Source organism: Synechococcus sp. A10-1-5-1 (assembly GCF_023115425.1).
In the GTDB taxonomy this organism is placed as follows: Bacteria; Cyanobacteriota; Cyanobacteriia; order PCC-6307; family Cyanobiaceae; genus Vulcanococcus.
In genome coordinates this window covers 1,996,468-2,020,890 of record NZ_CP096032.1, presented here as the reverse complement: position 1 = coordinate 2,020,890, position 24,423 = coordinate 1,996,468, and the positions used below count along the sequence as shown (strand labels likewise).

The window sequence follows — 24,423 nt, the reverse complement described above, 5'->3', positions numbered from 1 at the left end:
TCTGAAAAGGCGCGCGGAATCTATCACGCTGCTCCGCCCTGGACTGGACGAAGCAGCAGAACCCGTTGCCTCTGCAGTTCCCTTGCCACAGAAGCGATCTGAGCAGTCGACCAGTCCAATGGGAGCTGACCGATGGCTGTGTCCGGAGGAGACTGCTCGAGCACTTGTAACAGGGTGAACCCCTCGGCACTCACGTCCAGGGGTGCCATGTCGGAATCCAGTAGGGCGCGGCCAGGCCACCCCCAGAGGCAGCGATTCCGGCAGCCAATGGCGGAGAGAAGGCTGCTGTCCTCGTCCCAGCGCTGTTCCCGTACTGGCCCCTTGCTGAGAAAGAACTCAAAGTGACTGATGTCGGGATCCAGATCTTCAACCAAGCGCCATTGCGCCTCCGGGGGAAGGCTCTGAGCCCTCTCCAACAACTCTCCTTGCAGGAGGCGAGCGGGGTTCCAGACCCCTGGATTGGAGAAACCAGCAAATTGCAAATCAGCTGAGGCCACAAAGGCCATCAAGCGCTCCAGGTTGTAGCTGGTCTCCTGTGGGTGGAGATACATGTCCGCGAAGTTCGCGTCGGCAGCGCAGTCGATGGCCCAGCGCTGCTCATGATTGCGACGAAGCCTGTTGTGCTCAGGAAGCTCGCTGAACAACTGACGACCAAGACGCAACCCTTCTTCCCCCGTCCCCACACCCATTGCGCTCAAGGCCCGCTGGGTGCGATGGATTTCCCAACGACCGCCATCTGCATAGAGGAACAGGTGCAGCAAAGCGCCGGGTTTGAGCAGCTGGGACAGGGCCCGTAAGCCCGCCTCCGGTTGCCGCAGGTGGTGCAACACCCCAACGGAGTTGATGTAGTCGAACGGACCCTCTCCAGCCAAGTCCAGCAAGCTCCGGTTTTCAATGCGGACCTGGGCTTGCTCAAAAGCCCCCGAGCGCCGGCAGCGCTCCCGGGCCACCTCCAAGGTGCCCGGCGAGATATCAACGGCCAGGATCTGAGCCCCTGGATTGAGGTGGGCGAGGTAATCGGTGCTGACCCCCGTCCCACAACCGGCATCGAGGATCCGCAGAGGCTCGCCCTCAGGGCGCAGCGGCGGCAGGGCACCGGTACTTGCGGAGTAAGCAGCGTCCACACACCAGCGCCAGTTGTATCCAGGCGGTGGGCCGTCTTGCAGCGGATCGCCTGGATAGGGGAAACGGTCGTAAAAGTCACTCACCACCGGGGTGGCGGCATCGGCAGGGGCCTGGGTCATGGGCTGGCAGCGGGTCTGAAGGGGGGATCCGCAGAGGCCGAGCATTTCATGTCCTGCCGTCCCAGCCGGAGGAAACCCACAACGGGCTGCAAACATTTGTTCATGGCCTGCCAGGACGCCAGAGGGGCAGCCGTAACGTGCCCAGGCCAGGTTCGCTTTCGTCCATGACTGTGACCGCCAGCAGCGGCAGCAGCAGGGTTGCTCCTCAGCGCTACGACACCCTGCCGCTTTCCAGCGTCCGTCAGGCGGAGCAGCAGGACCGCTTCCCAGATGGAGGCGAGCTCAGCAACCTGACGAACTTCTTCCAGAGCGGTCAACTCCGCGTTGAGGCAGCCCGTCGGGTTTCGGCCAACGCCGAAGCCATCGTGGCCCGAGCCGCCAACCGGATCTTTGCCGGTGGCACCCCGCTCTCCTATCTCGATGCACCACTGACCCCAGTCGCAGCGGGTTCGGAAACTCCCCTGGCAGCCGACCAAGCGGCCTTCCAGCGCTCGGTTCAGACCTTCACGGGCACCAGTGATACCTCCAAGCGCGGTAATTTCCTCACTCGACTGCTGGACGGTGGCGGGAGTGATGCCGACGTTCGGGTGATCCTGCCGACCGGCTTCAATCCAATCTCGGTGGCCATCTACGGCACCGAGCGGATGCGGAAATCCATCCGCGACATGGCCTGGTTCCTCCGCTACGTGGGCTATGCCGTCGTCGCTGGCGACCCCAGCATCCTGAGGGTCAACACGCGTGGGCTGAGGGATGTCCTTGAAAAGGGCTGCTCCCTAGCGGCCACCAACGTCGCTCTTCAAGAGATGCGCGCCGGTGCAGCAGATCTGCTCAAGGATCTTCCGGAAGCCCGCCAGCTCCTGATCGGCTGCTTCAACGTGCTGCTCGAGGAGCTGGCCGTCCCAACCCCCTCGGCCCGTCAGCGCCTGGGCAGCCCCGAAAGTCAGGGCCTCCAGCTACCAGCCATCTACGCGCTGGCGGCTCAGGGCAATGTTCAGCGCTTCAACATGAAGCCGGCCATGAGTGGCGCTCAAAAAGCCGAGGTCATCCGGGCCGCCTACCGGCAGGTCTTCGAGCGCGACATCGCGAAGGCCTACAGCCAAGATCCCTGCTCCGTCGAAACCTCCCAGGTCGCCAAGGGCGACATCAGCATGCGCGAGTACATCCGCGCGCTTGGCAAAAGCAAGGAGTACCGCACCCAGTTCTTTGGCCCCTTCTCCAACAGCCGTGCTGTTGAGCTGGCCTTCCGTCATTTCCTCGGCCGAGGCCTTAGCTCACGCGAAGAGTTCAACCGCTACTTCAGCATCGTCAGCGAGCAAGGTCTCCATGGCCTCGTGGACTCCCTGGTCAACTCGATGGAGTACGCCCAGGTCTTTGGTGAAGAGACCGTTCCCTATCTGCGTGACCTCGGCGAAGAAGCCCAAGAGAGCGCTGGCTGGGGATCCAACAGAAAGCTCTTCCGCTTCAGTGCACCGTTTGAGGGTGCACCGCAATACATCACCCTCTACGCCAGCTACCGGCAGCCCTTCGCCGACCAGCATCCCTACGGCGGCGGAAACGATCCGTTGGGCCTCAGCTATGGGGCAATCTTCCCCTCAGGTACGGCCAAGGTTGCGACGCGTCCTGCTCCGCTGAGCTACGACACCCGTCGCCTTCTTGTCGGTAACGGCATGAAGCAACCAGGGCAGATGAATAGCCCGCAATTCAGAAGCGCCACTCCAAGGCGGGTGGGCCCGAAGACCCGTCGCCTGACTCAGATCGCAACGGGTGGAAATTCCACTCCGCGCCGTGGCATCCAAGGGCGTCCCAGCGTGAGGTTCACCGAATCCAGCACCCAGTCCGTCATCAAGGCTGTCTACGTCCAGATCCTGGGCAACGCCGGTTACGCCGGTGAACGGGTGGAGACAGCCGAAAACCGGCTCGAGAACGGTGATATCGGCCTCAAAGATTTTGTGCGGGAGGTCGCACGCAGCGATGCATTCCGCCGCCGCTATTGGAGTGGTCTTTACATCTGTAAGGCCGTCGAAGTGATGCACCGCCGAATCCTCGGCCGGCCCACCTTCGGACGCTGGGAAATCGACAGCTATTTCGACGTGGCAGCACGACAGGGCTTCTATGGCGTAGTCGATGCCATGGTCAACAGCCCGGAGTATCAAGAAGCCTTCGGTCTGGACACTGTTCCCTATGAGCGCTTCATCACCCCTGGCGATCTGAACCAACGCCGCGTCCCGACCTTTAATACGGACTTCGATGCCATTGCTCAACCGGATCTGAGCCTTGGACAGCGACCCAATGCTCGGGTCAAGGACAGCTTGAGAACCACAGCGGACATCACCGCTCGCAATCTGGTTAACCGCCAGCAGACCGTGCGCGGCAGCTGGAGCGCCGAGGTCAGCACCAACGCCCCCGACACCCGTTGGGCGGGGCTGATGCGCACGCAAGGCACACGCACACCCTTCTCTGTTTCAACGCCTACGGGCGCGGGCACTCCCGGACAGGTCACCTGGAAGCCGCCGGCCTCGACTGGTAGCGAAGCTCCCATCTCAAGGATGGCCAACGCGCTTCGCACAAGTGATGCCAGCGGCTATCTCAAGCGCGGCGGTATCGCTGCCGCCACCAAACTCAGCAAAAACAGCACTGAGTCAGAGCTGACAGCAGCCATCAACGCCACCTACAAGCAGCTACTGAACAGGATCCCCCTGGAGTCTGAGCGGCTTGTCACCGCCGAGTCCCAACTGCGCAACCGGGACATCGACCTGAATGGATTCATCGAATCCGTGGCCATGGCCGAGGCGTTCCAAAACCGCCTGTCTCGAATGGCCCCTCTGCGGGCTGCATCCGCAGCGGGTCTCGCCCTTTTGGGCCGAGCAACAACTCCCGAGGAGACCACCGCTTTCCTTGAGACCCGGGCCACGTCCGGACAACCGGCGGCGATCAAGGCACTTCTTGCCGGTCGCGACTCCTCAATCCCAAGGGTCAGCGGATTGGAAACGGCGAATGGGACCACCCAGGCCACAATCCAACGGACAGCAGCTCTCTATCGAGGAAATGCTGGAATGAACCCACCCACGAGCGACAAGATTTAAAGGGATTGAAGAACTAATCCAGCCATATAAAATCCTTAAGCATCACTAAACCAGTGCCGCTCTCACAACAAATGAGGGCGGTTTTTTATGGAAATTCAATAGTCATAAAACAAGCAAGAACCACTCTCTTGCAGGGGATCTCAGGAATACCCAGGCGGCGTGAAGAACTGTTACCCGCCGCCGGCCTCGGGTCGCTTTGCAGCTGAGAATCTTTGGCGTCTCCAGAGCGGGCGCGCCACTTACAACTGTCAGTGTTGACCGTTGTAAACCTGGACGCCCAACTGACTCCGAGAGTCACCCTCAGCTCCTACCCTGAGGCACGATCCAACTTGGATCACCCCCTTCACCCACCCACCGGATACCGGTCTCCGCAAGGCGGCCGCTTGTTTCGAGGCAGAACTGCATGAGCATCGTCTCCAACTCGATCATCAACGCGGACGCCGAAGCCCGCTATCTCAGCCCTGGCGAACTTGACCAGATCAAATCGTTCGTCAGCGGTGGCCAGCGTCGTCTTCGGGTCGCTCAGGTTCTGAGCGAGAGCCGCGAGCGCATCGTCAAGACCGCCGGTAGCGCTCTGTTCCAGAAGCGCCCCGACGTCATCTCCCCCGGCGGCAATGCCTACGGCGAAGACATGACCGCAACCTGCCTGCGGGACATGGATTACTACCTCCGCCTGGTGACCTACGGCTTGATCGCAGGTGACGTGACCCCGATCGAGGAGATCGGCATCATCGGCGCCAAAGAGATGTATCGCTCCCTCGGCACCCCCCTCGAGGCTCTTGCGGAGTCCGTTCGGGAAATGAAGATTGCCGCCATGGGTCTTCTGACTGGCGAAGACGCCGAAGAAGCCGGCTTCTACTTCGACTACGTCGTTGGCGCCCTCTCCTGAGGCTGCTCACTCACTGACATAACCGCCCCTCAGCCAAGAACCCATGCAAGACGCAATCACCAACGTCATCAACCAAGCTGACGTTCAGGGCATGTACCTCGACAGCGCCTCCATGGGGCGCCTGGAGCAGTACTTCGCCAGTGGTGAGCTCCGTGTTCGCGCTGCTGCCACCATCAGCGCCAACGCCTCCGCCATCATCAAGGACGCTGTCGCCAAGGCGCTGCTCTATTCGGACATCACCCGTCCGGGCGGCAACATGTACACCACCCGTCGCTATGCAGCGTGCATCCGCGACCTGGACTACTACCTGCGCTACGCCACCTACGCCATGCTGGCCGGTGATACGTCGATCCTCGACGAGCGCGTTCTGAACGGCCTGAAGGAGACCTACAACTCCCTGGGCGTGCCCATCGGCGCCACCGTTCAGTCCATCCAAGCCATGAAGGAAGTCACAGCTTCCCTGGTTGGTCCTGACGCCGGCCGTGAGATGGGCGTCTACTTCGACTACATCAGCTCCGGCCTGGGTAACTGATCCCCGCCTCTGGCACACCTGAGGATCAAGCCATGCGCCTCTTCAAAATCACCGCCTGCATCCCTTCTCCCGAGAAGACCCGTACTCAGCGTGAGCTGCAGAACACCTTCTTCACCAAGTGGGTGCCCTATGAAAGCTGGTTCGCTGAACAGCAGCGGATCATGAAGCAAGGAGGCAAAATCCTGAAAGTTGAACTCGTTGCTGGTCGCCGTCAGGTGAATCTGGGCAACTGAGCTCTTCAGGTCCAAACCTTCTCCAAAAGCCCGGCTCTGCCGGGCTTTTTTGTTGGCAAGCGCACAAGAAATACGGGATAGTCAGTGTCTGATTTCCGCACCTCCTTGGCCGCAAAGCGACCGTTGCTCCCCGTGCCGTTTGAGCACTGGCCGGCAGAAGCGCGGTTGTTGCTGGGGATGATCGCGATCTGGTGCCTCCTCGGCCTGGCCGTTCTGGGATCCGCCAGTTGGTGGGTGGCCGCCCGGGAGATGGGTGATGCCAGCTACTACCTCAAGCGTCAGGCGCTGTGGATGCTGGTGAGTTGGGGCCTGCTCTATGCCGGCATCAGCATCAACCTGAGGCGCTGGCTACGCATGGCCGGTCCGGTCCTGCTGATCGGGACCGTTCTGGTGGCCCTCACCCTGGTCATCGGCAGCACGGTGAACGGTGCCAGCCGTTGGTTGGTCATCGGTCCGATTCAGATCCAGCCGACTGAACTGATCAAACCCTTTCTGGTCCTCCAAGGGGCCTCCCTTTTCTCCCACTGGAGGCGCATCTCCAGCGATCAAAAGCTGATCTGGCTGGGGGTCTTTGCGGTAACCCTGGGGCTGATCCTCAAGCAGCCAAACCTGAGTACCGCCTCCCTCTGCGGGATTTTGCTCTGGTTAATGGCCCTGGGATCAGGCCTTCCGCTCTGGGCCATGTTCAGCACCGCTGGCGCTGGTCTGGCGGTGGCGGTCGGAAGCATCTCCATCAACGAATACCAGCGCATTCGCGTCACCTCCTTCCTCAACCCCTGGAGCGATGCACAAGGGGATGGCTATCAGCTGGTTCAAAGCCTGCTGGCGATCGGATCCGGTGGTCTCTGGGGAGAGGGCTATGGCCTCTCCACTCAAAAGCTGCAGTACCTACCAATCCAAACGACGGACTTCATCTTTGCGGTCTTTGCCGAGGAGTTCGGCTACGTCGGCTCCCTCTTGCTCCTGGTCTTCCTACTGCTCTTTGGCTTCGTCGGTTTGCGAATCGCGCTGAGCTGCAGAAGCAACCAGCAGCGACTTGTCGCCATCGGTTGCACCACCTTGCTGGTGGGCCAATCGATCCTGAACATCGCCGTGGCCAGTGGGGCCATGCCCACCACCGGCCTGCCGCTGCCCATGATCAGCTACGGCGGCAACTCCCTGCTGTCCAGCTTGCTCACCGCTGGACTCTTGCTGCGCTGCTCACTTGAGGGGGCAGGCCTGGAGCCCAGCAAGCCCCATCGCAAGCGCCGACTTCAAGCCAAGCGGCAGAGCGTGCCGATAGGCTGACCCCCCGCGCTGCGTACCCATTGATGCTGGCTCAGGCCCTAGCGGATTGGGCCCGCAGTGGTGAGCAGCTGCTGAGCAGTTCCCTGGCCCACCCAGGACCTCTCACCGTGGGGTTGGTCTTTGCCGGCGGCTTGATCACCAGCTTGGGGCCCTGCTCGCTCTCTCTGCTACCCGTCACGCTGGCCTACCTGGCTGGGTTTGATGGCGGTGCGCAGCGTCCCTGGGCCCGCAGCCTGAGTTTCTGCAGTGGCATTGTCGGCTCCCTGGTCCTGCTGGGGCTGGGCAGCGGTGCCCTGGGCCGCATCTATGGCCAGGTGCCGGGCTTTGTGCCAACCCTCGTGGCCCTACTGGCGGTTCTGATGGGGCTGAATCTGTTGGGTCTGGTGCCCCTGCAGCTCCCAACGGGACCGGATCCAGAGCAGTGGCGGCAACGGGTCCCACCGGCCCTGGCGCCGATCGCCGCGGGCCTGGCCTTCGGGTTCGCCGCCTCCCCCTGCACCACACCCGTCCTGGCTGTCCTGCTGGCCTGGATCGCGCAATCGGCGACCCCGCTGACCGGCGCACTCCTACTGACGGCTTTTGCCGCTGGACAGGTCATGCCTCTCCTGGTGGCGGGCACCGCGGCGGCCTGGGCACCACGCCTGCTCTCCCTGCGGTCCATCGGCCAGTGGGTGCCGCCCATCAGCGGGGTGGTGTTGCTGCTCAGCGGCTGCTTGACCCTCCTGGCCCGCTGGACCTAACGCCACCTCTCCATCCGACCGGCCCTCCTGACCCCACTGATGAAGCGACTGATCGCCTGGATCTCAGACCTGCGGGTGGCCATTGGCCTCTTGATCCTGATCGCTGCGGCCAGCGGACTGGGAACCTTTGTGCCCCAGAAGGAAGCCGCTGAGCTGTACCACCGGGTCTACGACCCTGAGCCCTGGCTGGGCCTGCTGAACGGCGACGCGATCCTCTCGCTCCAGCTCGATCACGTCTATTCGAGCAGCTGGTTCCTGGCCCTGCTGGCCTGGCTCGGACTCGCCCTGATCCTCTGCAGCTGGCGGCGCCAGTGGCCGGCACTGCAGGCCGCCCTGCGTTGGATCGATTACCAGACCCCAAGGCAGCTGAGCAAACTCACCCTGGCGGAGACCATTGCCGTCAGCGATCCCAAGGCCAGCCTGGCGCGGCTCGAGGTGCTGCTCCAGGACCGTGGCTGGGAACTGCAACCCCATGGCGACCGTCTGGCCGCCCGCAAAGGGGTCCTGGGTCGGGTCGGCCCGCTGCTGGTCCATGCCGGTCTGGTCGTCCTGATGGTTGGGGCCGCCTGGGGCTCGCTTGGTGGCCAGCGCCTTGAACGGTTTCTCGCCCCGGGCAACGAACTGGAGTTGCTGAACAGCCGCGGTGAGACCCAGGTCAGCGTCAGCCTGGAGCGCTTTGGCGTGGAGAGGGACCCGGCTGGACGGCCGGAGCAGTTCCGCTCCCAGCTCAAGTTGACCCCGGGCCAAGGGCAGGCCGAGGCCCCCTCCAACGAGGAAATCAGCGTCAACCACCCGCTGCGTTACCGGGGCATGACCCTGTATCAGGCGGACTGGGCGCTCTCCGCACTGCAGGTACAACTCGGTCGAAGTCCGATCCTGGAGCTGCCGCTCCAGAGCTTTCCCCAACTGGGGGAGCAGGTCTGGGGGATCGTGCTGCCCACGCGGCCCGATGGCAGCAACCCGGTGCTGCTGGCCCTCTCCAGTGAGCTGGGCCCAGTGACGGCCTACTCCGCCGACGCTGACGTCCTGGCCACCTTGATCCCCGGTGGGGAGGCCGTTGAGGTGGAAGGGATCCCACTGCGGGTGGCTGGAGTGATCCCGGCCAGCGGAATCCTGCTCAAGCGGGACCCCGGCGTACCCCTGGTCTACGGCGGATTTGCCATCGCCCTGGCCGGTGGCGCCCTGAGCCTGATCGCGACGCGTCAGATCTGGGCGATCGCCGAGGCCGGCAACCAGAAGCTGCATGTCGCCGGTCTTTGCAACCGCAACCTGACAGCCCTGGCCAATGAGTTACCGGTACTGATCGCGGAGGTTCAGCAGGGCTGACGGGTCCCGTGGCAGGCCCGGATCACCGTATGGACATTCCCACGGGGATTGAAATCCGCCTCCAGCTGCATCCAGACCGGAGCGCAGGCGGCAACGAAGTCATCCAGGATGCGATTTGTCACCTCCTCATGGGAGATCGACTGGTCGCGGTAGCTGTTGACATAGAGCTTGATCGCCTTGAGCTCCATCACCCGCGGACCGGGTTGATAGGTCAGACGCAGTGTTGCGAAATCGGGATACCCCGAGAACGGGCACTTGCAGGTGAATTCCGGCAGGGTGATCGAGACCTCGTAGGGACGCTCAGGCCTGGGGTTGTCGAAACAGATCAGCTCCGCCTCAGCAATGGCACGTTCTCCGTAGAGAGGGGTACGGGTTGTTGCGGTCGCAGTCATCCAAGCGCTCATCCTGGCTTTGGATGCTACGCATCGCAGCCCTTCGGCCACGGCGGTATCAACGGTCACATCGTCGACGCCAGGACTGGGCCGTAATGCCTTCAGAAGGTCCTCAAAAACCTTCCCTCGTCAGATTTTCCTGAGAGAATTCCCTTACTCCAGCCCTGAGCCATGAAAAAAATCGAGGCCATCATTCGCCCCTTCAAGCTCGAAGACGTGAAGCTGGCCCTGGTGAATGCCGGCATCGTCGGTATGACCGTGAGCGAAGTGCGCGGCTTTGGTCGCCAGAAGGGCCAAGTCGAGCGCTACCGCGGTTCTGAATTCACCGTTGAGTTTTTGCAGAAGCTCAAGCTGGAGATCGTGGTGGATGACGCCCGCGTCGACACCGTTGTCAGCGCCGTCCAAGAGGCCGCCCGCACCGGCGAGATTGGCGACGGCAAGATCTTCATCAGTCCAGTGGAGTCCGTCGTCCGAATCCGCACCGGCGACAAGGACAACAGCGCCATCTGAGTTAGCTGGCCAAGGTCTGCTCCACCAACCTCCGAATGCACACCCCATCGGGAGGTGCTTCGGAGGTTTTCTCTTGGTCACTCCATTCACCGGAACGCAGCCAGAGCAGATATTCGTGGTTGCCCGCAGGCCCGGTGATCGGTGAAGCCACCACACCGCAGCCGCGCCACCCCTCGGCTGCCGCCGCTGCGATCACCCCAGCAATGGCATCGGCATGGGCCAGGGGGTCACGGACCACACCGCCTTTGCCAACACGCTCCTTCCCCACCTCGAACTGGGGCTTGACCAACAGCACCGCCTCGCGCCTCGCGCTCTGCAACAAACGACCCAGGGCCGGAAGCACCAGGGCCAGGCGGATGAAGGAGACGTCCGCCACCGCCAAATCAGGCCAAAGATCACCCTCCCCGTAGAGATCTTCAGGTTGGAGGTGGCGCAGATTGGTGCGCTCCTTCAGCACCAAGCGCTCATCGGTGCGCAGGCTCCAGGCCGTTTGGCCGTAGCCCACATCCACCCCATAGACCCGGGATGCACCGTGCTGCAGCAAACAATCGGTGAACCCGCCGGTGGAGATGCCCCCATCCAGACAAATCCTCTGTTCAAGGCCCAAAGGGAAGGCTTCAACCGCCGCCAAAAGCTTTTCGCCACCGCGGGAGACAAAGCGCTGGGGCTGCTCGACCTGGAGCTCCAGTTCCGGCACAACCTCCAGACCGGGCTTGTCGAGGATCCGATCACCACTGCGGACCTTGCCGGCACGAATCAGCTGCTGCGCCTGCTGACGTGAGGCCGCCAACCCCAGCTCCACCAGCTGCAAATCCAAGCGTCGCTTTCGACCCATCGGGCAGCGGCCCAGCACCTCTGCATCGTGCCGCACGCCCGTTTGATCACAAAGCTCAAAGCGAAACGGAATAAAAACCGGTAGTGAAAGGGTTTCCCCGGGAACACTCCTGAGGATGTTTCAAACGAGGTGGACCACCTTGGCCCGTACTCCGAACAACGTGGTCGAACTGCTGCAACCCGGCAGCTTCGTGAAACTGCGCAATCAACCCAGAGACCTACCTCCGTTCCAAGTGCTGCGCTGCCGTGGCGGCCGCTGCTGGGTCCAACAACAAGCTTGGGGCCCCCTGGTGCAGTGGGAGGTCGAGCACCACAAGCTCACCAGCGTCGCCTGAGGCCCCGAAAGGCCATTCCATACATTGGTCTTGATGTGAGCCAGGCGCGGCCTTGATCGAGCGTTACACCCTGCCCGAGATGGGCGCCATCTGGAGCGAGCAGGCGAAGTTCCAAAGCTGGCTCGATGTGGAGATCGCCGCCACCGAAGCCAACTGCGAACTGGGCCGCGTCCCGGCTGAAGCCGTCGCCACAATCAAAGAGAAAGCCAGCTTCAGCGTCGAGCGGATCCTCGAGATCGAAGCCGAGGTCCGCCATGACGTGATCGCGTTCCTCACCAACGTCAACGAGCATGTGGGTGACGCCGGGCGCCACATCCACGTGGGCATGACCAGCTCCGATGTTCTCGACACCGGGGTCGCCCTGCAGATGAAGGCGTCCGTGAAGCTGCTGCGCCAGGAACTCGACCTACTGGCCGAGGCCCTGCGGGTGCTGGCTCGGGAGCACAAGACCACGGTGATGATCGGCCGCTCCCACGCCATCCACGGTGAACCGATCACCTTTGGATTCAAGGTGGCTGGCTGGTTGGCTGAGGTGGTCCGCAACCAGGAGCGTCTGGAGCACCTGGAGGCCGCCGTCAGCGTGGGCCAGATCTCCGGCGCCATGGGCACCTACGCCAACACCGACCCCCGGGTGGAGGAAATCGCCTGCGCCAAGCTCGGCCTGGTGCCCGACACGGCCAGCACCCAGGTGATCTCCCGCGATCGCCACGCGGAATACATCCAGACCCTGGCCCTTGTGGGTGCCGCTCTGGAGCGCTTCTCGACCGAGATCCGCAACCTGCAGCGCACCGACGTGCTCGAGGTCGAAGAGAACTTCGCCAAGGGGCAGAAGGGCAGCTCCGCCATGCCCCACAAGCGCAACCCGATTCGCAGCGAACGGATCAGCGGCCTGGCACGGGTGCTGCGCAGCTATGTCGTGGCAGCACTAGAGAACTGCGCCCTCTGGCACGAGCGGGACATCAGCCACAGCTCCGTGGAGCGAATGATGCTGCCCGACTGCTCAGTCACCCTGCACTTCATGCTCCGGGAGATGACCTCAGTCGTGAAGGGTCTCGGGGTCTACCCCGGCAACATGGCCCGCAACATGAACGTCTACGGCGGTGTGGTCTTCAGCCAGCGGGTGCTGCTGGCCCTGGTGGAAACAGGCATCAGCCGCGAAGACGCTTACCGGATCGTGCAGCGCAACGCCCATACCGCTTGGAACACCGACGGCGGCAACTTCCGGGCCAATCTGGAGGCCGACGCCGATGTGACCTCGCGTCTCAATGCCGAGCAACTGGCGGAGTGCTTCTCCACTGATCTGCACCAGGCCAACCTGGATGTGATCTGGCAGCGCCTGGGGATCTAGTCCATCCCCCTAGGCCTTGTGATACGGCCCGCCCTGCTGAATCGTCATGGCCCGGTAGAGCTGCTCTAGCAGCAATAACCGGGCCAGCTCGTGGGGAAAGGTCAACGGGGAGAGGCTCAGGCGCCAACTGGCGCGGGCCTTCAACGCCGGGTCAAGGCCTTCGGCACCCCCGATGACAAACGCCAGGCGCTCCGAACCGGAGCCCTCCAGCCGCCTGGCCAGGGCCACCGAATCCAGGGTTTGACCCTCCTCCGTGAGGATCACCAAGCGCTCGTCCGGCTTTAGGGCCGCCAGGATGGCCTCTGCTTCCTTGGCCATCCCGGCATCCCGGAGCTCCAGGACCTGCAGTCCCGGTAGGCGTTTGAGGAAGGTGGAGGCCCCCTCCAGCACCCAGCTCTTGCGCAACTTGCCCACCGCCAGGATGCGGATGCGGGACGGATTCATCACGCGGCCACGCTACCGATGCCCATGACTGCAGCCTTCGCCCTGTTCTGGACCCCCTACGCCGATTGGCTCTACACGGTGGGCAGCACGGCCGGGCTCTTACTCATCGTCTGGCTGGTGCTCAGGCCACGGAATTGAGCACCGAGGGATCACCCTTGGGGTCGTTCTGGCGAGCGGTGGCGGGATTGGATCCCCCACCCTTCGCATGGCCCCCATCAATCGGTTCCTGCACTGGGAAACGGTTGATCGCCTTCAGGGCAGCGCGGGCATTGCTGCGCAGCTGCTCGCTGATGGCTTCGCAGTAGGGGATCTGGGCGAGCAGATCCACGGTGCGGCGCATGATCCGCACCACATCACCCTCATCGAGGGAGGTATTGGCAATCAGGTCGCTCCAGCTGACGCCCTTGGCCCAGGCATGGACCAGGCCCATCAACTCGCCTTCAAACCAGACCGGCATCACCACCTTGGCTGCTTCCTGTTGCCGCTGCAGTTCGCGGCGAATCCCGCGCAGGTCGTGCATCGCCTCATCGGCAGCCGGCGGGGGTGGATAGCCGCTCCAGAGGTCTGGGCGATTCACCTCCGTGGAGATGGCTTCAAGCACAGCCGCGAGGTCGGAGGGCTCCAGCTCATCGAGATGGCCGCTCATCAGCGCCATCCCCAGCCAGAGCTCGTTATCCCCCCGCAGGGCCGCCACGGTCCGGCCCACCTCGCTCGGATCCAAGCCCTCATCACCATCAAGGCAACCGAAGAAGCGCAGGATCTCGATCAGCGCCAAGAACGTTTCCCAATGGCGATTGGCGCGGAAATGCAGGATGCGCTGCCGCTCAGCGATCTCCCCCTCCAACTCCTCCATGCGGAAGCGCTGTTTGCGCAGCTTCTTGCGATCGCCAGCGCCATGGGCCGGATGCAGTTCCAGCGCCAGCTCCAGCTCGCGCACCAGATGGGCCTGGGCTTGGACTTCACCAGCCAGGTCGTACTGGGGAGTGACCATGTCGTGGCGACCGGCCATGTGTCCGACGGCCAAGGCCAAGCCGCCACTGGCTTGATCGCCATGGCGTAGCTCCCCAGGCCGATGCAGCTCGGGTATGGCCACATCCTTGACCTGCAGGCAGGTGAGCTCGGCGTGCAGGCTGACCACCGCACTGCAGGGCACCAGCACCCAGACGTTCTCATCGGTGAGGCAGCAGAGGAGCGGGAACTGGCCAGAGCCCTGCTGCTTCTCAACGATCACAGCGGGTGTGACACGGCCGCGTAGGACGGGGGCCTTCAGGCTGACCAGGGTTCCCTCACTGGCAAAGCGGAGGGCCAAGGTGAGTTCGTGGGCCAAGGTTTCCTCGGCCTGCTGCTGCAGGATTCGCAGCAAACGGCGCTCCTCCCGCAGGCGGCCACGCTGCTTCTCGTAGTCCTCGAAATCCTCCCAGTCGACGTTCTCGACGGTCCCGCTTAAGTCACCCAGCTGCTCGCGCAGCTCAGTGATCCGGGCCTCGTCCTCGCTGAGATCCAAGGTCGCCAGATAGCGACCAAAGCTGCGCTCCACCAGCTCCTTGGCCTTGGAGAGCTCATAGCGCTGCAGCAGGTTCAGAACCATGCCGTAGCTGGGGGTGAACTGACTCACCAGCGGGTCCGCGGGACTGGTCGCGAGCTGCCCCGCCTCCCGGACGCCCTCAAAGCGGCTCTGCACGGTGACGACATAGCCCTGGGAGTCGAGACCGCGGCGGCCGGCCCGGCCCGCCATTTGGAGGAACTCGCTGCCCATCAACGCGCGGTGGCCCCGCTCCGTTCGCTTGGACAGCGCGGAAATCACGGTGCTGCGGGCGGGCATGTTGATGCCGGCCGCCAGGGTCTCGGTGGCGAAGACCACCTTCACCAGTCCCTGCTGGAAGAGCTCCTCAATCAACTCCTTCCACGCCGGAAGGACCCCGGCATGGTGCGCCGCAATCCCGCGCAGCAGGGCATCGTCATGGCCCCCATCGCGCACCGCTTCCGGGGTGGCCGCCATGAAGGCATCGAGGCGCTCCTGAATACGGGCCTGCTCGTCAGGACTCACCAGACAGATCTTGCCCAGATCACGAACAGCCTTATCGCAGCCGCGCCTGCTGAAGATGAAATAGATGGCCGGGAGCATGTCCCGATCGGCCATCTGAGCCACGACGAAGCCCAGGGGTGGAGCCTCAGGTTGCGGAGGCCTGGGGGTTTTGGGTCCACGGCGGTTGCGGCCTTTGGGGGCACGCCAGACCTTGCAATTGGGGTGAAGGCCGGTGCCCTCGTCGTTGAGCAGGGGATGAAGGCCCTTGGCGCTGCAGAAGCTGAACTGCAGCGGCACCGGCCGGAAGTCGCTCAGGACCAAGCGTGTTGGCCCATGGACCGCCTCGATCCAGTCAGTCAGCTGCCCGGCATTCGCCACCGTCGCCGAGAGGGCCACCAGCTGCACCACCGGAGGGCAGTGAATGATCGACTCCTCCCAGACCGTCCCGCGCTGGGAGTCGTTCATGTAGTGGCACTCATCGAGCACCACGGCTTCCACGTCGGCCAGGGGGTCATCACCCGCCTCGGCCTCGGCGTAGAGCATGTTCCGGAAGATCTCCGTGGTCATCACCACGATTGAGGCCTCCCGATTCACGGTGAGGTCGCCGGTCATCAGGCCGACGCGTTCAGCCCCGAACTGCTCGCGGAAGTCCCGCAGTTTCTGGTTCGAAAGGGCCTTGAGCGGCGTTGTGTAGAAGACCTTCTGGCCGTGGGCCAAGGCGCGATGAATCGCGTACTCACCAATCAGGGTCTTGCCCGAGCCAGTGGGAGCACTCACCACCACGGAATGGCCCTGGTTCAGGGCTTCAATCGCCTCAAGCTGAAAGTCATCGAGGCTGAAGGGAAACAGCTGCTCGAGCGGCGGCACGTCCGTGGACTGGGCCGGGGTGCCGGGGGCCGATGCGCTGCTGCTGGGCATTAGCAGATCCTATGGGCTCCGGCCAAACGGGCAAACTGAGGACATTCACCCGAGGGCAGAGCTGGGGCGATGGACGCAGCCGATCCATTGGCACCCCTGGCCGCTGATCTGGAGGCCCTCCCCCCGGCGCGCCGCCGCAGTCTCCGCAGCCTGGAGCCGGCGGGCCAAGCCGCCTTTGCCGGTGAGGCCCGGCCCCTACTGGATCTAGCCAGCAACGACTACCTGGGTCTCAGCCGCGATCCAGCCCTGCAGCAGGCCGCCACCGCCGCCATCGAGGCCGTGGGAGTTGGAGCCGGGGCCTCCCGCTTAATCAGCGGCACACGCCCAGTCCACGCCGAGCTCGAGCAAGCCCTAGGCCATTGGCTGGGACGCGAGCGAGTCCTGCTCTATCCCAGCGGGTTCCAAGCCAATATCGCCGCGGTTCAGGCCCTGGCGGACCGACACACCTGGGTGATCGCGGATCGCCTGATTCACCACTCCCTGCTGGTGGGGATCCAAGCCACGGGCGCCAAATTGCGGCGCTTCCAGCACAACAACCTCGCCGACCTGAAAGACCAGTTGGATCGGGCCAGGCGTGATGCCCCCCAGCGCCGGCTGCTGGTGCTCAGCGAGAGCCTGTTTTCGATGGAGGGCAGCTCGCCCGATGTCACCGCCTTGGCGCAGCTCTGCCGAACCCATGGGGCCGCCCTGCTGCTGGATGAAGCCCACAGCCTTGGGATACTCGGCCAAGGGGGCCGCGGCCTGGGCTACGGGATCCCGGAAATCAGCCTGATCAGCGGCACCTTCGGCAAAGCCTTCGGTTCTGGTGGAGCCTTCCTGGCGGGGAACGCCACGGTGGGGGACTGGCTGCTGCAGCATTCCGGGCCATTTCGCTACAGCACAGCCCTGGCACCGCCGCTGGTGGCGGCGGCAGCCGCAGGATTACGGGCCATCCAGGAGCGAGAGCCTGAACGCCAGGCACTGCTGGCGCGGGCTGAGCGCTGGCGTGATGCCCTCGAGGCGGCCGGCTGGCCAAGGCCCTTGGGGAGCGGCCCCATCCTGCCTCTGGTGGTAGGGGGGGACCGCCGCGCCCTAGCGCTGCAAGAGCAGCTCGAGCAGGCAGGCCTCCTGAGCGTGGCCATCCGCCCCCCCACCGTCCCCTCTGGGACGGCGCGATTAAGACTGGTGCTTCGCCACGATTGCCCGCCCGGCACCTTGTCTCGGCTGATCAAGGCCCTCGGGAGACCATGAGCGGCATCCAACTCATCGGCATGCACGGCTGGGCTGGGGATCACCGCAGCTGGGCCCCCTGGGCGGCAGGCGCTGCTGCGCGGGGCTGGTCCTTCTACTGCGGGGAACGGGGCTACGGCAGGGAATCCCCCCTGCAGCCCAACTGGAGCTCTGGAACCCAGCAGCGGGTGGTGATTGCCCACTCCTTCGGTCCCCATCTGCTGAGCGAGGCCCTCTGGCGTGAGGCCACAGCGGCCGTCCTGCTGGCGAGCTTCACACGCTTTGTCCCCGAAGGCCGAGAGGGGCGAGCGATCAGCGCGGCCCTGCGGGCCATGGCGCGCCGCATCCAGGCCGGGGAGGAGCAGGAGCAACTGCGGGATTTCCTGCAACAGGCTGCGGCGCCGCAGTCCAGATCACTGCTGCCAGAGGGGCCCCTCGAGCAGGGCATCAGCAGCGAAGGGCGGGACCGGCTGCTTGAGGATCTCGCTCGTCTGGGCTCCACCGGCGGCCTTCCGGCCGGGTTCCCCAGCGGCATCCCCGTGCTGATTGTGGAGGCCGTGCAGGACCAGATCGTGACCGCCGCCAGCCGGCAAGAACTCAAGCAAGGACTGCCCCATGCCACGGTGTGGACACGCAGCGACCTGGGGCACTCCCTGATCGATCCCGCCTTGCCGGACGCCGTCCTGGATTGGATTGCCGATGTCCAGGCCTGACTCGCCGGAACCGTGCTTTAGCGAGGCGGTCCGCGGCTGCTTCAGCGAAGGAGCCAGCCGCTACCCGAATCGCGCGCGCCTCCAGGCGGCTGTCGCCCAACGCCTGGCGGGCCTGAGCGCCCGCCATGGGGTGAGCTTTCCCCCCGGTCCCCTGGCTGATCTGGGGGCAGGCAGTGGGCTTCTGAGCCGGGCCCTCGCCACCACCCTGGGGCAAGGTCCTTGGCTTCGTATCGATGCCTGCTCGGCCCTACTTGAGCAGGGCGCCAGCGACAACGCCCCCCAGATCCAATGGGACCTCAACCAAGGTCTCCCGCCGATCCTGGAGCAACCCGCGGGCTTGGTCTCGAGTTTTGCCCTGCAATGGCTCGAGCAACCTGAGGAGCAGCTGGAGCACTGGTGCGACCAACTCCAAACCGGGGGCTGGCTGATCCTGGGGCTTCCCACCTCCGGAAGCTTTTCCCTCTGGCACCAGGCCGCTGAGCGTGCCGGGGTCCCCTGCACCGCCCTCGAGCTGCCCAGCGCGCAAGGCTTAATCGCCTGCGCCCAACAACGGTTGGAGCTGAAGGAAGCCCAGGTGCTCCGCTTTAGCCGTCCCAACCGGGGCGGACTCTGGTTCCTGCAGCAGATCAAAGCGATCGGCGCCCAGGCCAGCCGCAGTCCCCAGCTGAATCCAGGGCAACTCCGCCGCCTACTGCGGGCCTGGCCCGGCCCGGAGGAGGCCATTGTTTGGGAGGTGCTGCTGCTCCTGGGACAAAAGCCATGACGCATACCCCTCTCGGTGCGGACCAGCGGTTGGTGATCTGCGGCACAGACACCGATGTCGGCAAGACCGTGGTCAGCGCCCTCGTCGTGCAGGGCCTGAAGGCGACCTACTGGAAGCCGGTCCAGTGCGGTCTGGAGAACGGTGAAGGGGACCGCGAACGGGTTCAGCGCTGGCTCGGCCTTCCAGACGCACGGGTCCTTCCTGAGGCCTATCGCTTCCAGGCCCCGGTCTCCCCCCATTGGGCGGCCGAGCTGGAACCCGGGGACAATCCACCCATTCAGTGCGAGCGGCTGGCCCTACCCGCCGTGGAGGGCCCTTTGGTGGTGGAGACCGCCGGCGGCCTGCTCGTGCCGCTGCGGCTGGATTGGCTGCAGATCGAGCAGCTGCAACGCTGGAACTTGCCGGTGCTGTTGGTGGCGCGCTCGGGCCTGGGCACCTTGAACCACACCCTGCTCTCGATCGAAGCCCTACGCAGCAGGGATCTCTCGATCCTCGGGATCCTGCTCAATGGGGAGCCCCATCCCAACAATGCGGCCACCCTCGAGGCCATCTCGGGGATTCCGGTCCTGGGCTGCCTACCACCGCTACCAAGCCTCGATGCCGTGGCGCTGCAACAGCAGTGGCAGGACCTGGAGCTCGTTCATAAGCTCATGGGGGTCACGAGCCGCCCATGAAACCCTCCTCTGTCGCGGTCATCGCTGCGGTCACGGCCCTCTGTGCAGGGATCCTGGTGCTCTTCACCGACATCGAACTGTCCTTCGTGCGTTGGGTGAACTGCGGACCGTTCTCCACCCTCAGCGAGAAGGAAAGCGAGGTCTGCAAGCGCCGGCTCTAAGGGCCCGCGAAAATCGCAGCCTGCACGTCAGCGCGGGTTAAGCCATAGGGAAAGTGGCGCTCCACAGCCGCAGCACCCTCTCCCCAGCGCACCGTGAGTTCCTCTGCACCCAAAACCAACTCAGCGCGCCAGTCGAGGGTGGTCAGGTCCCATTCACAGGAGTGGTGACCGCGCTGAATCCCTCCGAGCTCAGCCAGCCAACGCTCCAGAACCGGCAGAGGGTGGTTGTACAGCGGGGTCTGAGGTGGCGGCAGATCCGACATCCACAAGCAGCGGACTTGATGCCTCAGTTTGCCCACCAGCCGCAACCCAGCTGGGGGGCTTGAGGAATTCAACCCCGCGGGACCAGGCCAGGCCGACGCCCAGGACCAGGCTGAAGGCCACCGCCAAGACCAGCAGCAGCAGGGCGAACCACTCGCCCCCAGAGAGGGGGCGGCGGACCGGAACCGGCTTCGGCGCCGTCCGAACCGACGGCTGGGGGAGGACCACCCGAAGTGTTCCCCGCAGGGTGGCGTCGTAACTGCGCCTGCGCTCGGGATCACTGAGGGTGAGATAGGCCTGCTGGAGGCGCCGAAAGGCCTCCCTGGCCTCGTCCTCGGGCAGTTCAGTGGTGTCAGGGTGGTAGCGCTTGCTCAGGCTGCGAAAGGCCCGCCGCAACTCCTGGGTGGACGCCTCGCTGGGCACCTCCAGCAGCTCGTAATGATTGGCAGCCGCCAACGCAGGACACCGGTTGGGGAGGATCCTAGAGAGTGTGACGAGATCAGCCCAGGGGATGCCAGCTCCAGCAGACGCACTATGGGAGGCCTTGCACTGGAGACCCAGCGACGAGCAGCTGCAGCGGTTCGTCCAACTCCAGGACCTCCTGCGCGACTGGAATAGCCGGGTCAACCTGACGCGGCTGGTGGAGGGGGACGACTTCTGGATCGCCCAGATCTTCGACAGCCTCTGGCCCCTGGTGCCGCAGTTGCAGCAGAACCCCGATGTCCCGCTGCGCTGCATCGATGTGGGTACGGGCGGGGGCTTTCCGGGCCTCGCGGTAGCGATTGCCTTCCCCCAGGCGCAACTGACCTTGGTGGATTCGGTGGGGCGCAAAACCCAGGCTGTCGAAGCGATGGCCCAGAGCCTCGGTCTGGGGGATCGCGTGGACCTGCGCTGCGAGCGCATCGAGCTCACGGGGCGGCAAAAACGCTGCCGCGGCCAATTTGACCTGGCCATGGCCCGCGCGGTCGCCGCCGCCCCGGTGGTGGCGGAATATCTCGTTCCCCTACTGGCCCCTGGGGGGCAGGCCCTGCTCTATCGCGGACAGTGGGGGCCTGAGGATCAGACCCAACTCGAGAAGGCCGCCAGGCAGCTCAAGGCCCAAATCCAGTCCTGCCGCCAAGAAGAACTGCCCGCAGAGCGCGGACAGCGGACGGCGATCCTGCTGAGCCCAACCGAAACCTGCCCGAAGACCTACCCCCGGGCGGTGGGGATCCCAAGCAAGTTCCCGCTGGGCGATTAGTCGTCCTGCATCAAGCGCTTGACAGGGGTTCCCCCCACCCGCTCCCGCAGACGACGCAGGATCCCTGGAATCTGCTCAACCCAAGGACTGGCCTGCAGCACCGCCTTGAGCTGTGCCTCAGAGACGCTTTGGTCGAGGGCATCGGCATTGGCACCTGGGAACCAGTGACTGGCCGCACCAAGCAAGCCATAACGGGCCTTGGCGTAGCTCTGCAGATCCCAGGCCTCGAGAAGGTTGTGCAGCCAGAGCAGGGTGGGGAGATTGATCTGACCGGGCGTGTCCTGCCAGCTCGGTAATCCCTGCTGCCAACTGCTGATCCAGGACTGGCCGAGGGCCGCGAGACGTGCCTCCTGCAGACGACTCACAATCGGAGGCAACAGCTCAGCGGCCTGGGGCAGCAACGCCACCGCCTCGAGATGCAAGGCCAGATCCTCCGGCCGCGCCGCACCAACACTGATGGTGTGAACCCCGGGATGGGTCAGGCAAAACAGGTCGTTAAAGACGATCGGGTGCAGCGGTGCACACAGCTCCAGCAGTCGCGCTGAGGGGCTGTGAAGATGCCCCCCCTTATCGGTGGGACTGATCACAAAGACCCCCATGTCATGGGAGCGGGCCGCCTGAATCGCTGGGCCGTTCTCTTGGCGAATGAAATACCAATGGAGATTGACGTAGTCGAAGGCATCGCTGTCAATCGCCGCCTCAATCAGCTCGAGGGGGCCATGGGTGGAGAAGCCCACGGAACCGACCCGGCCGTCCTGCTGCCAACGCCGGGCCACCTCCATGCAGCCACCCGGCCTGAGGGTGGCCTGCAGATGCTCGGGGAGATTGATGCCATGGATGGCCAGGCAATCCACCCGATCAACAGCCAAGCGCTCGAAGCTCAGCTGGAGCTCGGCTTCGAAGGCCTCAGGATCGTCCTGGGGCGGGACCTTGGTTTGCAGAATCCGCTCGGGATCGGGGACCTGGGGTAACAACCAACCCAGCTGGCGTTCCGAGCTGCCGTAGTGCCGCGCCGTCTCGACATGGTGGAACCCATGGTCCACGGCCGCTGAGAGGGTAGCCCGCAGATTCTCCTGACTCTTGGCGGTGATTTGATCCGGCGGCAGATCAGACCAGCTCTGCTGGAAGCGCATCCCACCGAGGGACAACACCGGCATGGCCAGTTTGGTACGGCCAAACCGCCGTGTCGGAAGCATCAATGGGGCTCCCGCCTCGGGAAGGTACGCCGGGAGCGGACCGGCGTTGGTAAACCCAGGGGTTGGAGTTCTTGATGACGGGTTTGTTCCTGAAGCTCCGGCAGCTCCTCGTAACTCACCCAATGAATGCAATCGACAGGACAGGTATCGATGGCCTCTTGAATCGTCTCGGTGCTGTCGCCGTCCTGACGGATGGCACGGGAGCGGCCCCAATCAGCTTCCACCACAAAGGTGTTACCCGCCACATGGGCGCAGTAGCGGCAACCAATGCACACCGCCTCATCAACCCAGACTGCTTTCTGGCGAAGGGCTCCACCGAGGACAGGTTCCACGCCACTGCGCTCAATGGCCGGGGCCGCTGCAGCGGAAAACGCAATGGAGGGATCGATCCCCACGGCCGAGTCCTACCGAGGCGTCAGCCGTCCCAGCGGGTGACGACGAGCTCAATCGTGCCGTCCTGCTCTTGGCGCTCCTCGGCCACTTGGAATCCTTCTTGCGCCGAGGCGGCCAGGATGCTGCGCAGGGCGTAGCGCTGGGTGAGCTTGGAGAGGAAGCGCTCGACGGGAACTGGCTGACTCCAGAGGTCGAGATCAGTCACGAGCTCGTAGCTGCCCGTGGCGGCATTCCAACGAAAACCCAGGTCGCCGGCACCCTCAGTCGGGATCGAGAGATCGGCAGTCACGGTTTGACCGCGGTAGCCACGGACTTGGCACTCCCCCTCCATGGGGGTATGGCCCAGATCTTTCAGGGCATCAATCAGAGCGGAGCGATCGCGCAGTTCTGTTTTGACGGTGCTGAAATGCGACATCAGGAGACCTGGGACGAAAGAGTCTGCTCGGGCCGGACTGTTGTGGCTTGGCCCTGGAAGGCTTCGGAGGTGGGCTGGCGTTGTTGAACAACACCCAACTTGTCCTCAATCCGTTCGGTGAGCTGCTCGCAGCCGTGGCCGGCGATGCCCTCCACGACCTCTTCCACGCGGCCATCGGGCCGAATGCGAAAGCGGATCGTCTGCTGGGCCATCCCGAGACACGGGCGGTGCCTGGTGATGCTAGCCGCGAGAGCCGGTTGCTGAGTGGAACAAGGCGCTATGCCAGCAGTCCCTCATCCACCAGGGTCTGCAGACGCTCCAGAACCAGGGGGTTCTCCAGCTGCTCCAGGGCCATCCGGGCCTCATCGCGAACGGCCAAGTCAGCGTCGTGGAGCATGGCGTTCAGCAGGGACTCCACCACCTCTTTTTGGCGGGGTTCCACCAGATCGGCATAGAGGCGACCCAGGGACCAGGCGCTGTTGCTGCGCACCACCGGCTCGCTATCAATTTTGAGAGCCAAGAGCAGCTGACCCGCAGCCTGATCCGCTTTGGCCAGGCCTGTGGAGCCAGCATCGGCCAAGGAACTGGCGGCCCAGAGGCGAACCGCAGAAATATCTGTCTCCAGTGCCCTGATCAACGGGTTCATGATCGGAGCGTCTGGGTAGCTGCTCAGACTCCAGGCCACTGCTTTACGCACATATCCGTTGCTGTCGTTCTGAAGCAACTGGAGAAGAGGCGTCAGCGCTTGCACCGAAGGATTTCGTCCGAGTGCGTAAACAACACTCATCCGAAGAATCGGGCAGCTGGCGTCAAGAAGCGGCAGAAGCTTGGCAGGCGCCCGTGGATCGCGGTGCTCACAAAAAATGCGCAACCCCTGCATCTGCTCATCGTGACCACCCTCGAGCAGGCGCAGTCCAAGGTCACACTCCGCAGCTGCATCAGCGGGGGAGGCCTCTCCTGAATCCAGCTCGTCGAGAGGGTCGCCAAGATCCTCTTCGGCGAGCTCTCGCTCTAGTAATTCAGAGTCGAAATCCAGGTCTGACGAGCCCTTCGAAGACTCGAGCGGAGAGGCTGCCATAGGCCAATCGTAGTGGCCCTGGTTCCCCGCTCAGCAGCTCAGCCAACCGGCGCGGGGGCTGCCATATCGCCGGGTAGCCAGATGCGGGCACTGACTGCAAACAGGGCCAGGCCAAACAACAAAACGATGGCGGCAGGAAGCAGGGTGGAGCGAAGAAACTGCACGGATCAGGCTGAGCG

At 64.0% G+C, this 24,423-nt stretch carries 29 protein-coding genes; 16 read left to right on the top strand and 13 right to left on the bottom strand.

Features of this window, described 5'->3' with window-relative positions; genetic code table 11:
• Nucleotides 1-23: 23 nt before the first annotated feature.
• Nucleotides 24-1,244 (bottom strand): class I SAM-dependent methyltransferase, encoded by a 1,221-nt coding sequence (locus MY494_RS10800; protein WP_247910249.1) that lies wholly within the window; start codon nucleotides 1,242-1,244, stop codon nucleotides 24-26.
• Between the two features lie 164 nt (nucleotides 1,245-1,408).
• Between MY494_RS10800 and MY494_RS10795 the strand changes: the two genes are divergently transcribed.
• The 7 genes from MY494_RS10795 (at nucleotide 1,409) to MY494_RS10765 (ending at nucleotide 9,334) form a co-directional block, all read left to right on the top strand.
• The gene (locus tag MY494_RS10795) at nucleotides 1,409-4,327 is read left to right on the top strand and encodes a phycobilisome rod-core linker polypeptide (protein WP_247910248.1); all 2,919 of its coding nucleotides are present in this window, start codon (nucleotides 1,409-1,411) and stop codon (nucleotides 4,325-4,327) included.
• Nucleotides 4,328-4,730: 403 nt separating this feature from the next.
• Nucleotides 4,731-5,216: an allophycocyanin gene (locus tag MY494_RS10790; protein WP_247910247.1), complete on the top strand. Its 486-nt coding sequence runs from the start codon at nucleotides 4,731-4,733 to the stop codon at nucleotides 5,214-5,216.
• A 43-nt stretch (nucleotides 5,217-5,259) separates the two neighbouring features.
• On the top strand, nucleotides 5,260-5,748 hold the full coding sequence (apcB, locus tag MY494_RS10785) for an allophycocyanin subunit beta (protein WP_247910246.1): 489 nt from the start codon (nucleotides 5,260-5,262) through the stop codon (nucleotides 5,746-5,748).
• 32 nt (nucleotides 5,749-5,780) lie between these two features.
• Nucleotides 5,781-5,981, top strand: a complete 201-nt coding sequence (locus tag MY494_RS10780) for a phycobilisome linker polypeptide (protein WP_010315303.1) — start codon at nucleotides 5,781-5,783, stop codon at nucleotides 5,979-5,981.
• An 84-nt stretch (nucleotides 5,982-6,065) separates the two neighbouring features.
• Nucleotides 6,066-7,268, top strand: coding sequence for an FtsW/RodA/SpoVE family cell cycle protein (locus tag MY494_RS10775; protein WP_371820599.1), 1,203 nt, complete (start codon nucleotides 6,066-6,068; stop codon nucleotides 7,266-7,268).
• 23 nt (nucleotides 7,269-7,291) lie between these two features.
• Nucleotides 7,292-8,008 (top strand): cytochrome c biogenesis CcdA family protein, encoded by a 717-nt coding sequence (locus MY494_RS10770; protein ID WP_247910244.1) that lies wholly within the window; start codon nucleotides 7,292-7,294, stop codon nucleotides 8,006-8,008.
• A gap of 39 nt (nucleotides 8,009-8,047) precedes the next feature.
• Entirely contained in the window at nucleotides 8,048-9,334 is a 1,287-nt protein-coding gene (locus MY494_RS10765) for a cytochrome c biogenesis protein ResB (protein ID WP_247910243.1), read from the top strand.
• Here MY494_RS10765 and queF read toward each other — a convergent pair.
• A complete protein-coding gene (gene queF, locus MY494_RS10760) occupies nucleotides 9,322-9,726 on the bottom strand; it encodes a preQ(1) synthase (protein WP_247910242.1) in 405 nt (134 codons plus the stop codon). The two genes, MY494_RS10765 and queF, sit on opposite strands and share 13 nt — an antisense overlap.
• A 171-nt stretch (nucleotides 9,727-9,897) precedes the next feature.
• Here queF and MY494_RS10755 point away from each other — a divergent pair, with 171 nt between their 5' ends.
• The gene (locus MY494_RS10755) at nucleotides 9,898-10,236 is read left to right on the top strand and encodes a P-II family nitrogen regulator (RefSeq protein ID WP_247910241.1); all 339 of its coding nucleotides are present in this window, start codon (nucleotides 9,898-9,900) and stop codon (nucleotides 10,234-10,236) included.
• A 1-nt stretch (nucleotide 10,237) separates the two neighbouring features.
• Here MY494_RS10755 and MY494_RS10750 read toward each other — a convergent pair whose 3' ends face one another.
• A complete protein-coding gene (locus tag MY494_RS10750) occupies nucleotides 10,238-11,071 on the bottom strand; it encodes a TlyA family RNA methyltransferase (RefSeq protein WP_247912032.1) in 834 nt (277 codons plus the stop codon).
• A gap of 115 nt (nucleotides 11,072-11,186) precedes the next feature.
• Here MY494_RS10750 and MY494_RS10745 point away from each other — a divergent pair, with 115 nt between their 5' ends.
• Nucleotides 11,187-11,405, top strand: coding sequence for a hypothetical protein (locus tag MY494_RS10745; RefSeq protein ID WP_247910240.1), 219 nt, complete (start codon nucleotides 11,187-11,189; stop codon nucleotides 11,403-11,405).
• A gap of 52 nt (nucleotides 11,406-11,457) precedes the next feature.
• Nucleotides 11,458-12,753, top strand: a complete 1,296-nt coding sequence (gene purB, locus MY494_RS10740) for an adenylosuccinate lyase (RefSeq protein ID WP_247910239.1) — start codon at nucleotides 11,458-11,460, stop codon at nucleotides 12,751-12,753.
• A gap of 9 nt (nucleotides 12,754-12,762) precedes the next feature.
• Here purB and MY494_RS10735 read toward each other — a convergent pair whose 3' ends face one another.
• Entirely contained in the window at nucleotides 12,763-13,197 is a 435-nt protein-coding gene (locus MY494_RS10735; protein WP_247910238.1) for a 23S rRNA (pseudouridine(1915)-N(3))-methyltransferase RlmH, read from the bottom strand.
• 121 nt (nucleotides 13,198-13,318) lie between these two features.
• Complete coding sequence (locus tag MY494_RS10730; RefSeq protein WP_247910237.1) at nucleotides 13,319-16,141, bottom strand: RNA helicase; 2,823 nt, start codon at nucleotides 16,139-16,141, stop codon at nucleotides 13,319-13,321.
• 69 nt (nucleotides 16,142-16,210) lie between these two features.
• Here MY494_RS10730 and MY494_RS10725 point away from each other — a divergent pair, with 69 nt between their 5' ends.
• The 5 genes from MY494_RS10725 to MY494_RS10705 are packed head-to-tail and all read left to right on the top strand — an operon-like array spanning nucleotide 16,211 to nucleotide 19,661.
• Nucleotides 16,211-17,371: an aminotransferase class I/II-fold pyridoxal phosphate-dependent enzyme gene (locus tag MY494_RS10725; RefSeq protein WP_247910236.1), complete on the top strand. Its 1,161-nt coding sequence runs from the start codon at nucleotides 16,211-16,213 to the stop codon at nucleotides 17,369-17,371.
• The gene (locus MY494_RS10720; RefSeq protein WP_247910235.1) at nucleotides 17,368-18,063 is read left to right on the top strand and encodes an alpha/beta hydrolase; all 696 of its coding nucleotides are present in this window, start codon (nucleotides 17,368-17,370) and stop codon (nucleotides 18,061-18,063) included. The genes MY494_RS10725 and MY494_RS10720 overlap by 4 nt, the downstream gene beginning before the upstream one ends.
• Nucleotides 18,050-18,826: an SAM-dependent methyltransferase gene (locus MY494_RS10715; RefSeq protein ID WP_247910234.1), complete on the top strand. Its 777-nt coding sequence runs from the start codon at nucleotides 18,050-18,052 to the stop codon at nucleotides 18,824-18,826. The genes MY494_RS10720 and MY494_RS10715 overlap by 14 nt, the downstream gene beginning before the upstream one ends.
• A complete protein-coding gene (bioD, locus tag MY494_RS10710) occupies nucleotides 18,823-19,500 on the top strand; it encodes a dethiobiotin synthase (RefSeq protein WP_247910233.1) in 678 nt (225 codons plus the stop codon). The genes MY494_RS10715 and bioD overlap by 4 nt, the downstream gene beginning before the upstream one ends.
• The gene (locus MY494_RS10705) at nucleotides 19,497-19,661 is read left to right on the top strand and encodes a hypothetical protein (RefSeq protein ID WP_247910232.1); all 165 of its coding nucleotides are present in this window, start codon (nucleotides 19,497-19,499) and stop codon (nucleotides 19,659-19,661) included. The genes bioD and MY494_RS10705 overlap by 4 nt, the downstream gene beginning before the upstream one ends.
• Here MY494_RS10705 and MY494_RS10700 read toward each other — a convergent pair.
• The gene (locus MY494_RS10700; RefSeq protein WP_247910231.1) at nucleotides 19,658-19,924 is read right to left on the bottom strand and encodes a DUF3143 domain-containing protein; all 267 of its coding nucleotides are present in this window, start codon (nucleotides 19,922-19,924) and stop codon (nucleotides 19,658-19,660) included. The genes MY494_RS10705 and MY494_RS10700 overlap by 4 nt on opposite strands.
• Nucleotides 19,851-20,378, bottom strand: a complete 528-nt coding sequence (locus MY494_RS10695; RefSeq protein WP_247910230.1) for a DnaJ domain-containing protein — start codon at nucleotides 20,376-20,378, stop codon at nucleotides 19,851-19,853. The genes MY494_RS10700 and MY494_RS10695 overlap by 74 nt, the downstream gene beginning before the upstream one ends.
• Nucleotides 20,379-20,433: 55 nt before the next feature.
• Between MY494_RS10695 and rsmG the strand changes: the two genes are divergently transcribed.
• Nucleotides 20,434-21,162, top strand: a complete 729-nt coding sequence (gene rsmG / locus MY494_RS10690) for a 16S rRNA (guanine(527)-N(7))-methyltransferase RsmG (protein WP_247910229.1) — start codon at nucleotides 20,434-20,436, stop codon at nucleotides 21,160-21,162.
• On the opposite strand, the gene MY494_RS10685 is transcribed toward rsmG, so the two are convergent.
• The 6 genes from MY494_RS10685 to MY494_RS13210 all read right to left on the bottom strand — a co-directional run bounded on the left by MY494_RS10685 (nucleotide 21,159) and on the right by MY494_RS13210 (nucleotide 24,408).
• A complete protein-coding gene (locus MY494_RS10685; protein WP_247910228.1) occupies nucleotides 21,159-22,358 on the bottom strand; it encodes an aldo/keto reductase in 1,200 nt (399 codons plus the stop codon). The two genes, rsmG and MY494_RS10685, sit on opposite strands and share 4 nt — an antisense overlap.
• Nucleotides 22,358-22,753, bottom strand: coding sequence for a ferredoxin (locus MY494_RS10680; RefSeq protein ID WP_247910227.1), 396 nt, complete (start codon nucleotides 22,751-22,753; stop codon nucleotides 22,358-22,360). The genes MY494_RS10685 and MY494_RS10680 overlap by 1 nt, the downstream gene beginning before the upstream one ends.
• Before the next feature lie 20 nt (nucleotides 22,754-22,773).
• Entirely contained in the window at nucleotides 22,774-23,166 is a 393-nt protein-coding gene (locus MY494_RS10675) for a DUF1257 domain-containing protein (protein WP_247910226.1), read from the bottom strand.
• Nucleotides 23,166-23,378 carry a DUF2997 domain-containing protein gene (locus MY494_RS10670; RefSeq protein WP_247910225.1) on the bottom strand — a complete coding sequence of 71 codons (213 nt, stop codon included), beginning with the start codon at nucleotides 23,376-23,378 and terminating at the stop codon, nucleotides 23,166-23,168. Before MY494_RS10670 ends, MY494_RS10675 begins: the two co-directional genes overlap by 1 nt.
• A gap of 65 nt (nucleotides 23,379-23,443) precedes the next feature.
• Nucleotides 23,444-24,244: a HEAT repeat domain-containing protein gene (locus MY494_RS10665; RefSeq protein ID WP_247910224.1), complete on the bottom strand. Its 801-nt coding sequence runs from the start codon at nucleotides 24,242-24,244 to the stop codon at nucleotides 23,444-23,446.
• 38 nt (nucleotides 24,245-24,282) lie between these two features.
• On the bottom strand, nucleotides 24,283-24,408 hold the full coding sequence (locus tag MY494_RS13210; protein ID WP_010315253.1) for a hypothetical protein: 126 nt from the start codon (nucleotides 24,406-24,408) through the stop codon (nucleotides 24,283-24,285).
• Nucleotides 24,409-24,423: the final 15 nt, after the last annotated feature.

Bases quoted from the DNA above. Each gene is read 5' to 3' on its own strand.
- queF (WP_247910242.1), bottom strand. From the start codon at position 9,726: ATGACTGCGACCGCAACAACCCGTACCCCTCTCTACGGAGAACGTGCC.
- MY494_RS10780 (WP_010315303.1), top strand. From the start codon at position 5,781: ATGCGCCTCTTCAAAATCACCGCCTGCATCCCTTCTCCCGAGAAGACC.
- MY494_RS10755 (WP_247910241.1), top strand. From the start codon at position 9,898: ATGAAAAAAATCGAGGCCATCATTCGCCCCTTCAAGCTCGAAGACGTG.
- apcB (WP_247910246.1), top strand. From the start codon at position 5,260: ATGCAAGACGCAATCACCAACGTCATCAACCAAGCTGACGTTCAGGGC.
- MY494_RS10725 (WP_247910236.1), top strand. From the start codon at position 16,211: ATGGACGCAGCCGATCCATTGGCACCCCTGGCCGCTGATCTGGAGGCC.
- MY494_RS10705 (WP_247910232.1), top strand. From the start codon at position 19,497: ATGAAACCCTCCTCTGTCGCGGTCATCGCTGCGGTCACGGCCCTCTGT.
- MY494_RS10685 (WP_247910228.1), bottom strand. From the start codon at position 22,358: ATGCTTCCGACACGGCGGTTTGGCCGTACCAAACTGGCCATGCCGGTG.
- MY494_RS10670 (WP_247910225.1), bottom strand. From the start codon at position 23,378: ATGGCCCAGCAGACGATCCGCTTTCGCATTCGGCCCGATGGCCGCGTG.
- MY494_RS10745 (WP_247910240.1), top strand. From the start codon at position 11,187: ATGTTTCAAACGAGGTGGACCACCTTGGCCCGTACTCCGAACAACGTG.
- MY494_RS10750 (WP_247912032.1), bottom strand. From the start codon at position 11,071: ATGGGTCGAAAGCGACGCTTGGATTTGCAGCTGGTGGAGCTGGGGTTG.
- MY494_RS10800 (WP_247910249.1), bottom strand. From the start codon at position 1,244: ATGACCCAGGCCCCTGCCGATGCCGCCACCCCGGTGGTGAGTGACTTT.
- MY494_RS10765 (WP_247910243.1), top strand. From the start codon at position 8,048: ATGAAGCGACTGATCGCCTGGATCTCAGACCTGCGGGTGGCCATTGGC.
- MY494_RS10730 (WP_247910237.1), bottom strand. From the start codon at position 16,141: ATGCCCAGCAGCAGCGCATCGGCCCCCGGCACCCCGGCCCAGTCCACG.
- MY494_RS10665 (WP_247910224.1), bottom strand. From the start codon at position 24,244: ATGGCAGCCTCTCCGCTCGAGTCTTCGAAGGGCTCGTCAGACCTGGAT.
- MY494_RS10735 (WP_247910238.1), bottom strand. From the start codon at position 13,197: ATGAATCCGTCCCGCATCCGCATCCTGGCGGTGGGCAAGTTGCGCAAG.
- bioD (WP_247910233.1), top strand. From the start codon at position 18,823: ATGACGCATACCCCTCTCGGTGCGGACCAGCGGTTGGTGATCTGCGGC.
- MY494_RS10715 (WP_247910234.1), top strand. From the start codon at position 18,050: ATGTCCAGGCCTGACTCGCCGGAACCGTGCTTTAGCGAGGCGGTCCGC.
- MY494_RS10720 (WP_247910235.1), top strand. From the start codon at position 17,368: ATGAGCGGCATCCAACTCATCGGCATGCACGGCTGGGCTGGGGATCAC.
- MY494_RS10700 (WP_247910231.1), bottom strand. From the start codon at position 19,924: ATGTCGGATCTGCCGCCACCTCAGACCCCGCTGTACAACCACCCTCTG.
- MY494_RS10770 (WP_247910244.1), top strand. From the start codon at position 7,292: ATGCTGGCTCAGGCCCTAGCGGATTGGGCCCGCAGTGGTGAGCAGCTG.
- MY494_RS10790 (WP_247910247.1), top strand. From the start codon at position 4,731: ATGAGCATCGTCTCCAACTCGATCATCAACGCGGACGCCGAAGCCCGC.
- MY494_RS10795 (WP_247910248.1), top strand. From the start codon at position 1,409: ATGACTGTGACCGCCAGCAGCGGCAGCAGCAGGGTTGCTCCTCAGCGC.
- MY494_RS10675 (WP_247910226.1), bottom strand. From the start codon at position 23,166: ATGTCGCATTTCAGCACCGTCAAAACAGAACTGCGCGATCGCTCCGCT.
- rsmG (WP_247910229.1), top strand. From the start codon at position 20,434: ATGCCAGCTCCAGCAGACGCACTATGGGAGGCCTTGCACTGGAGACCC.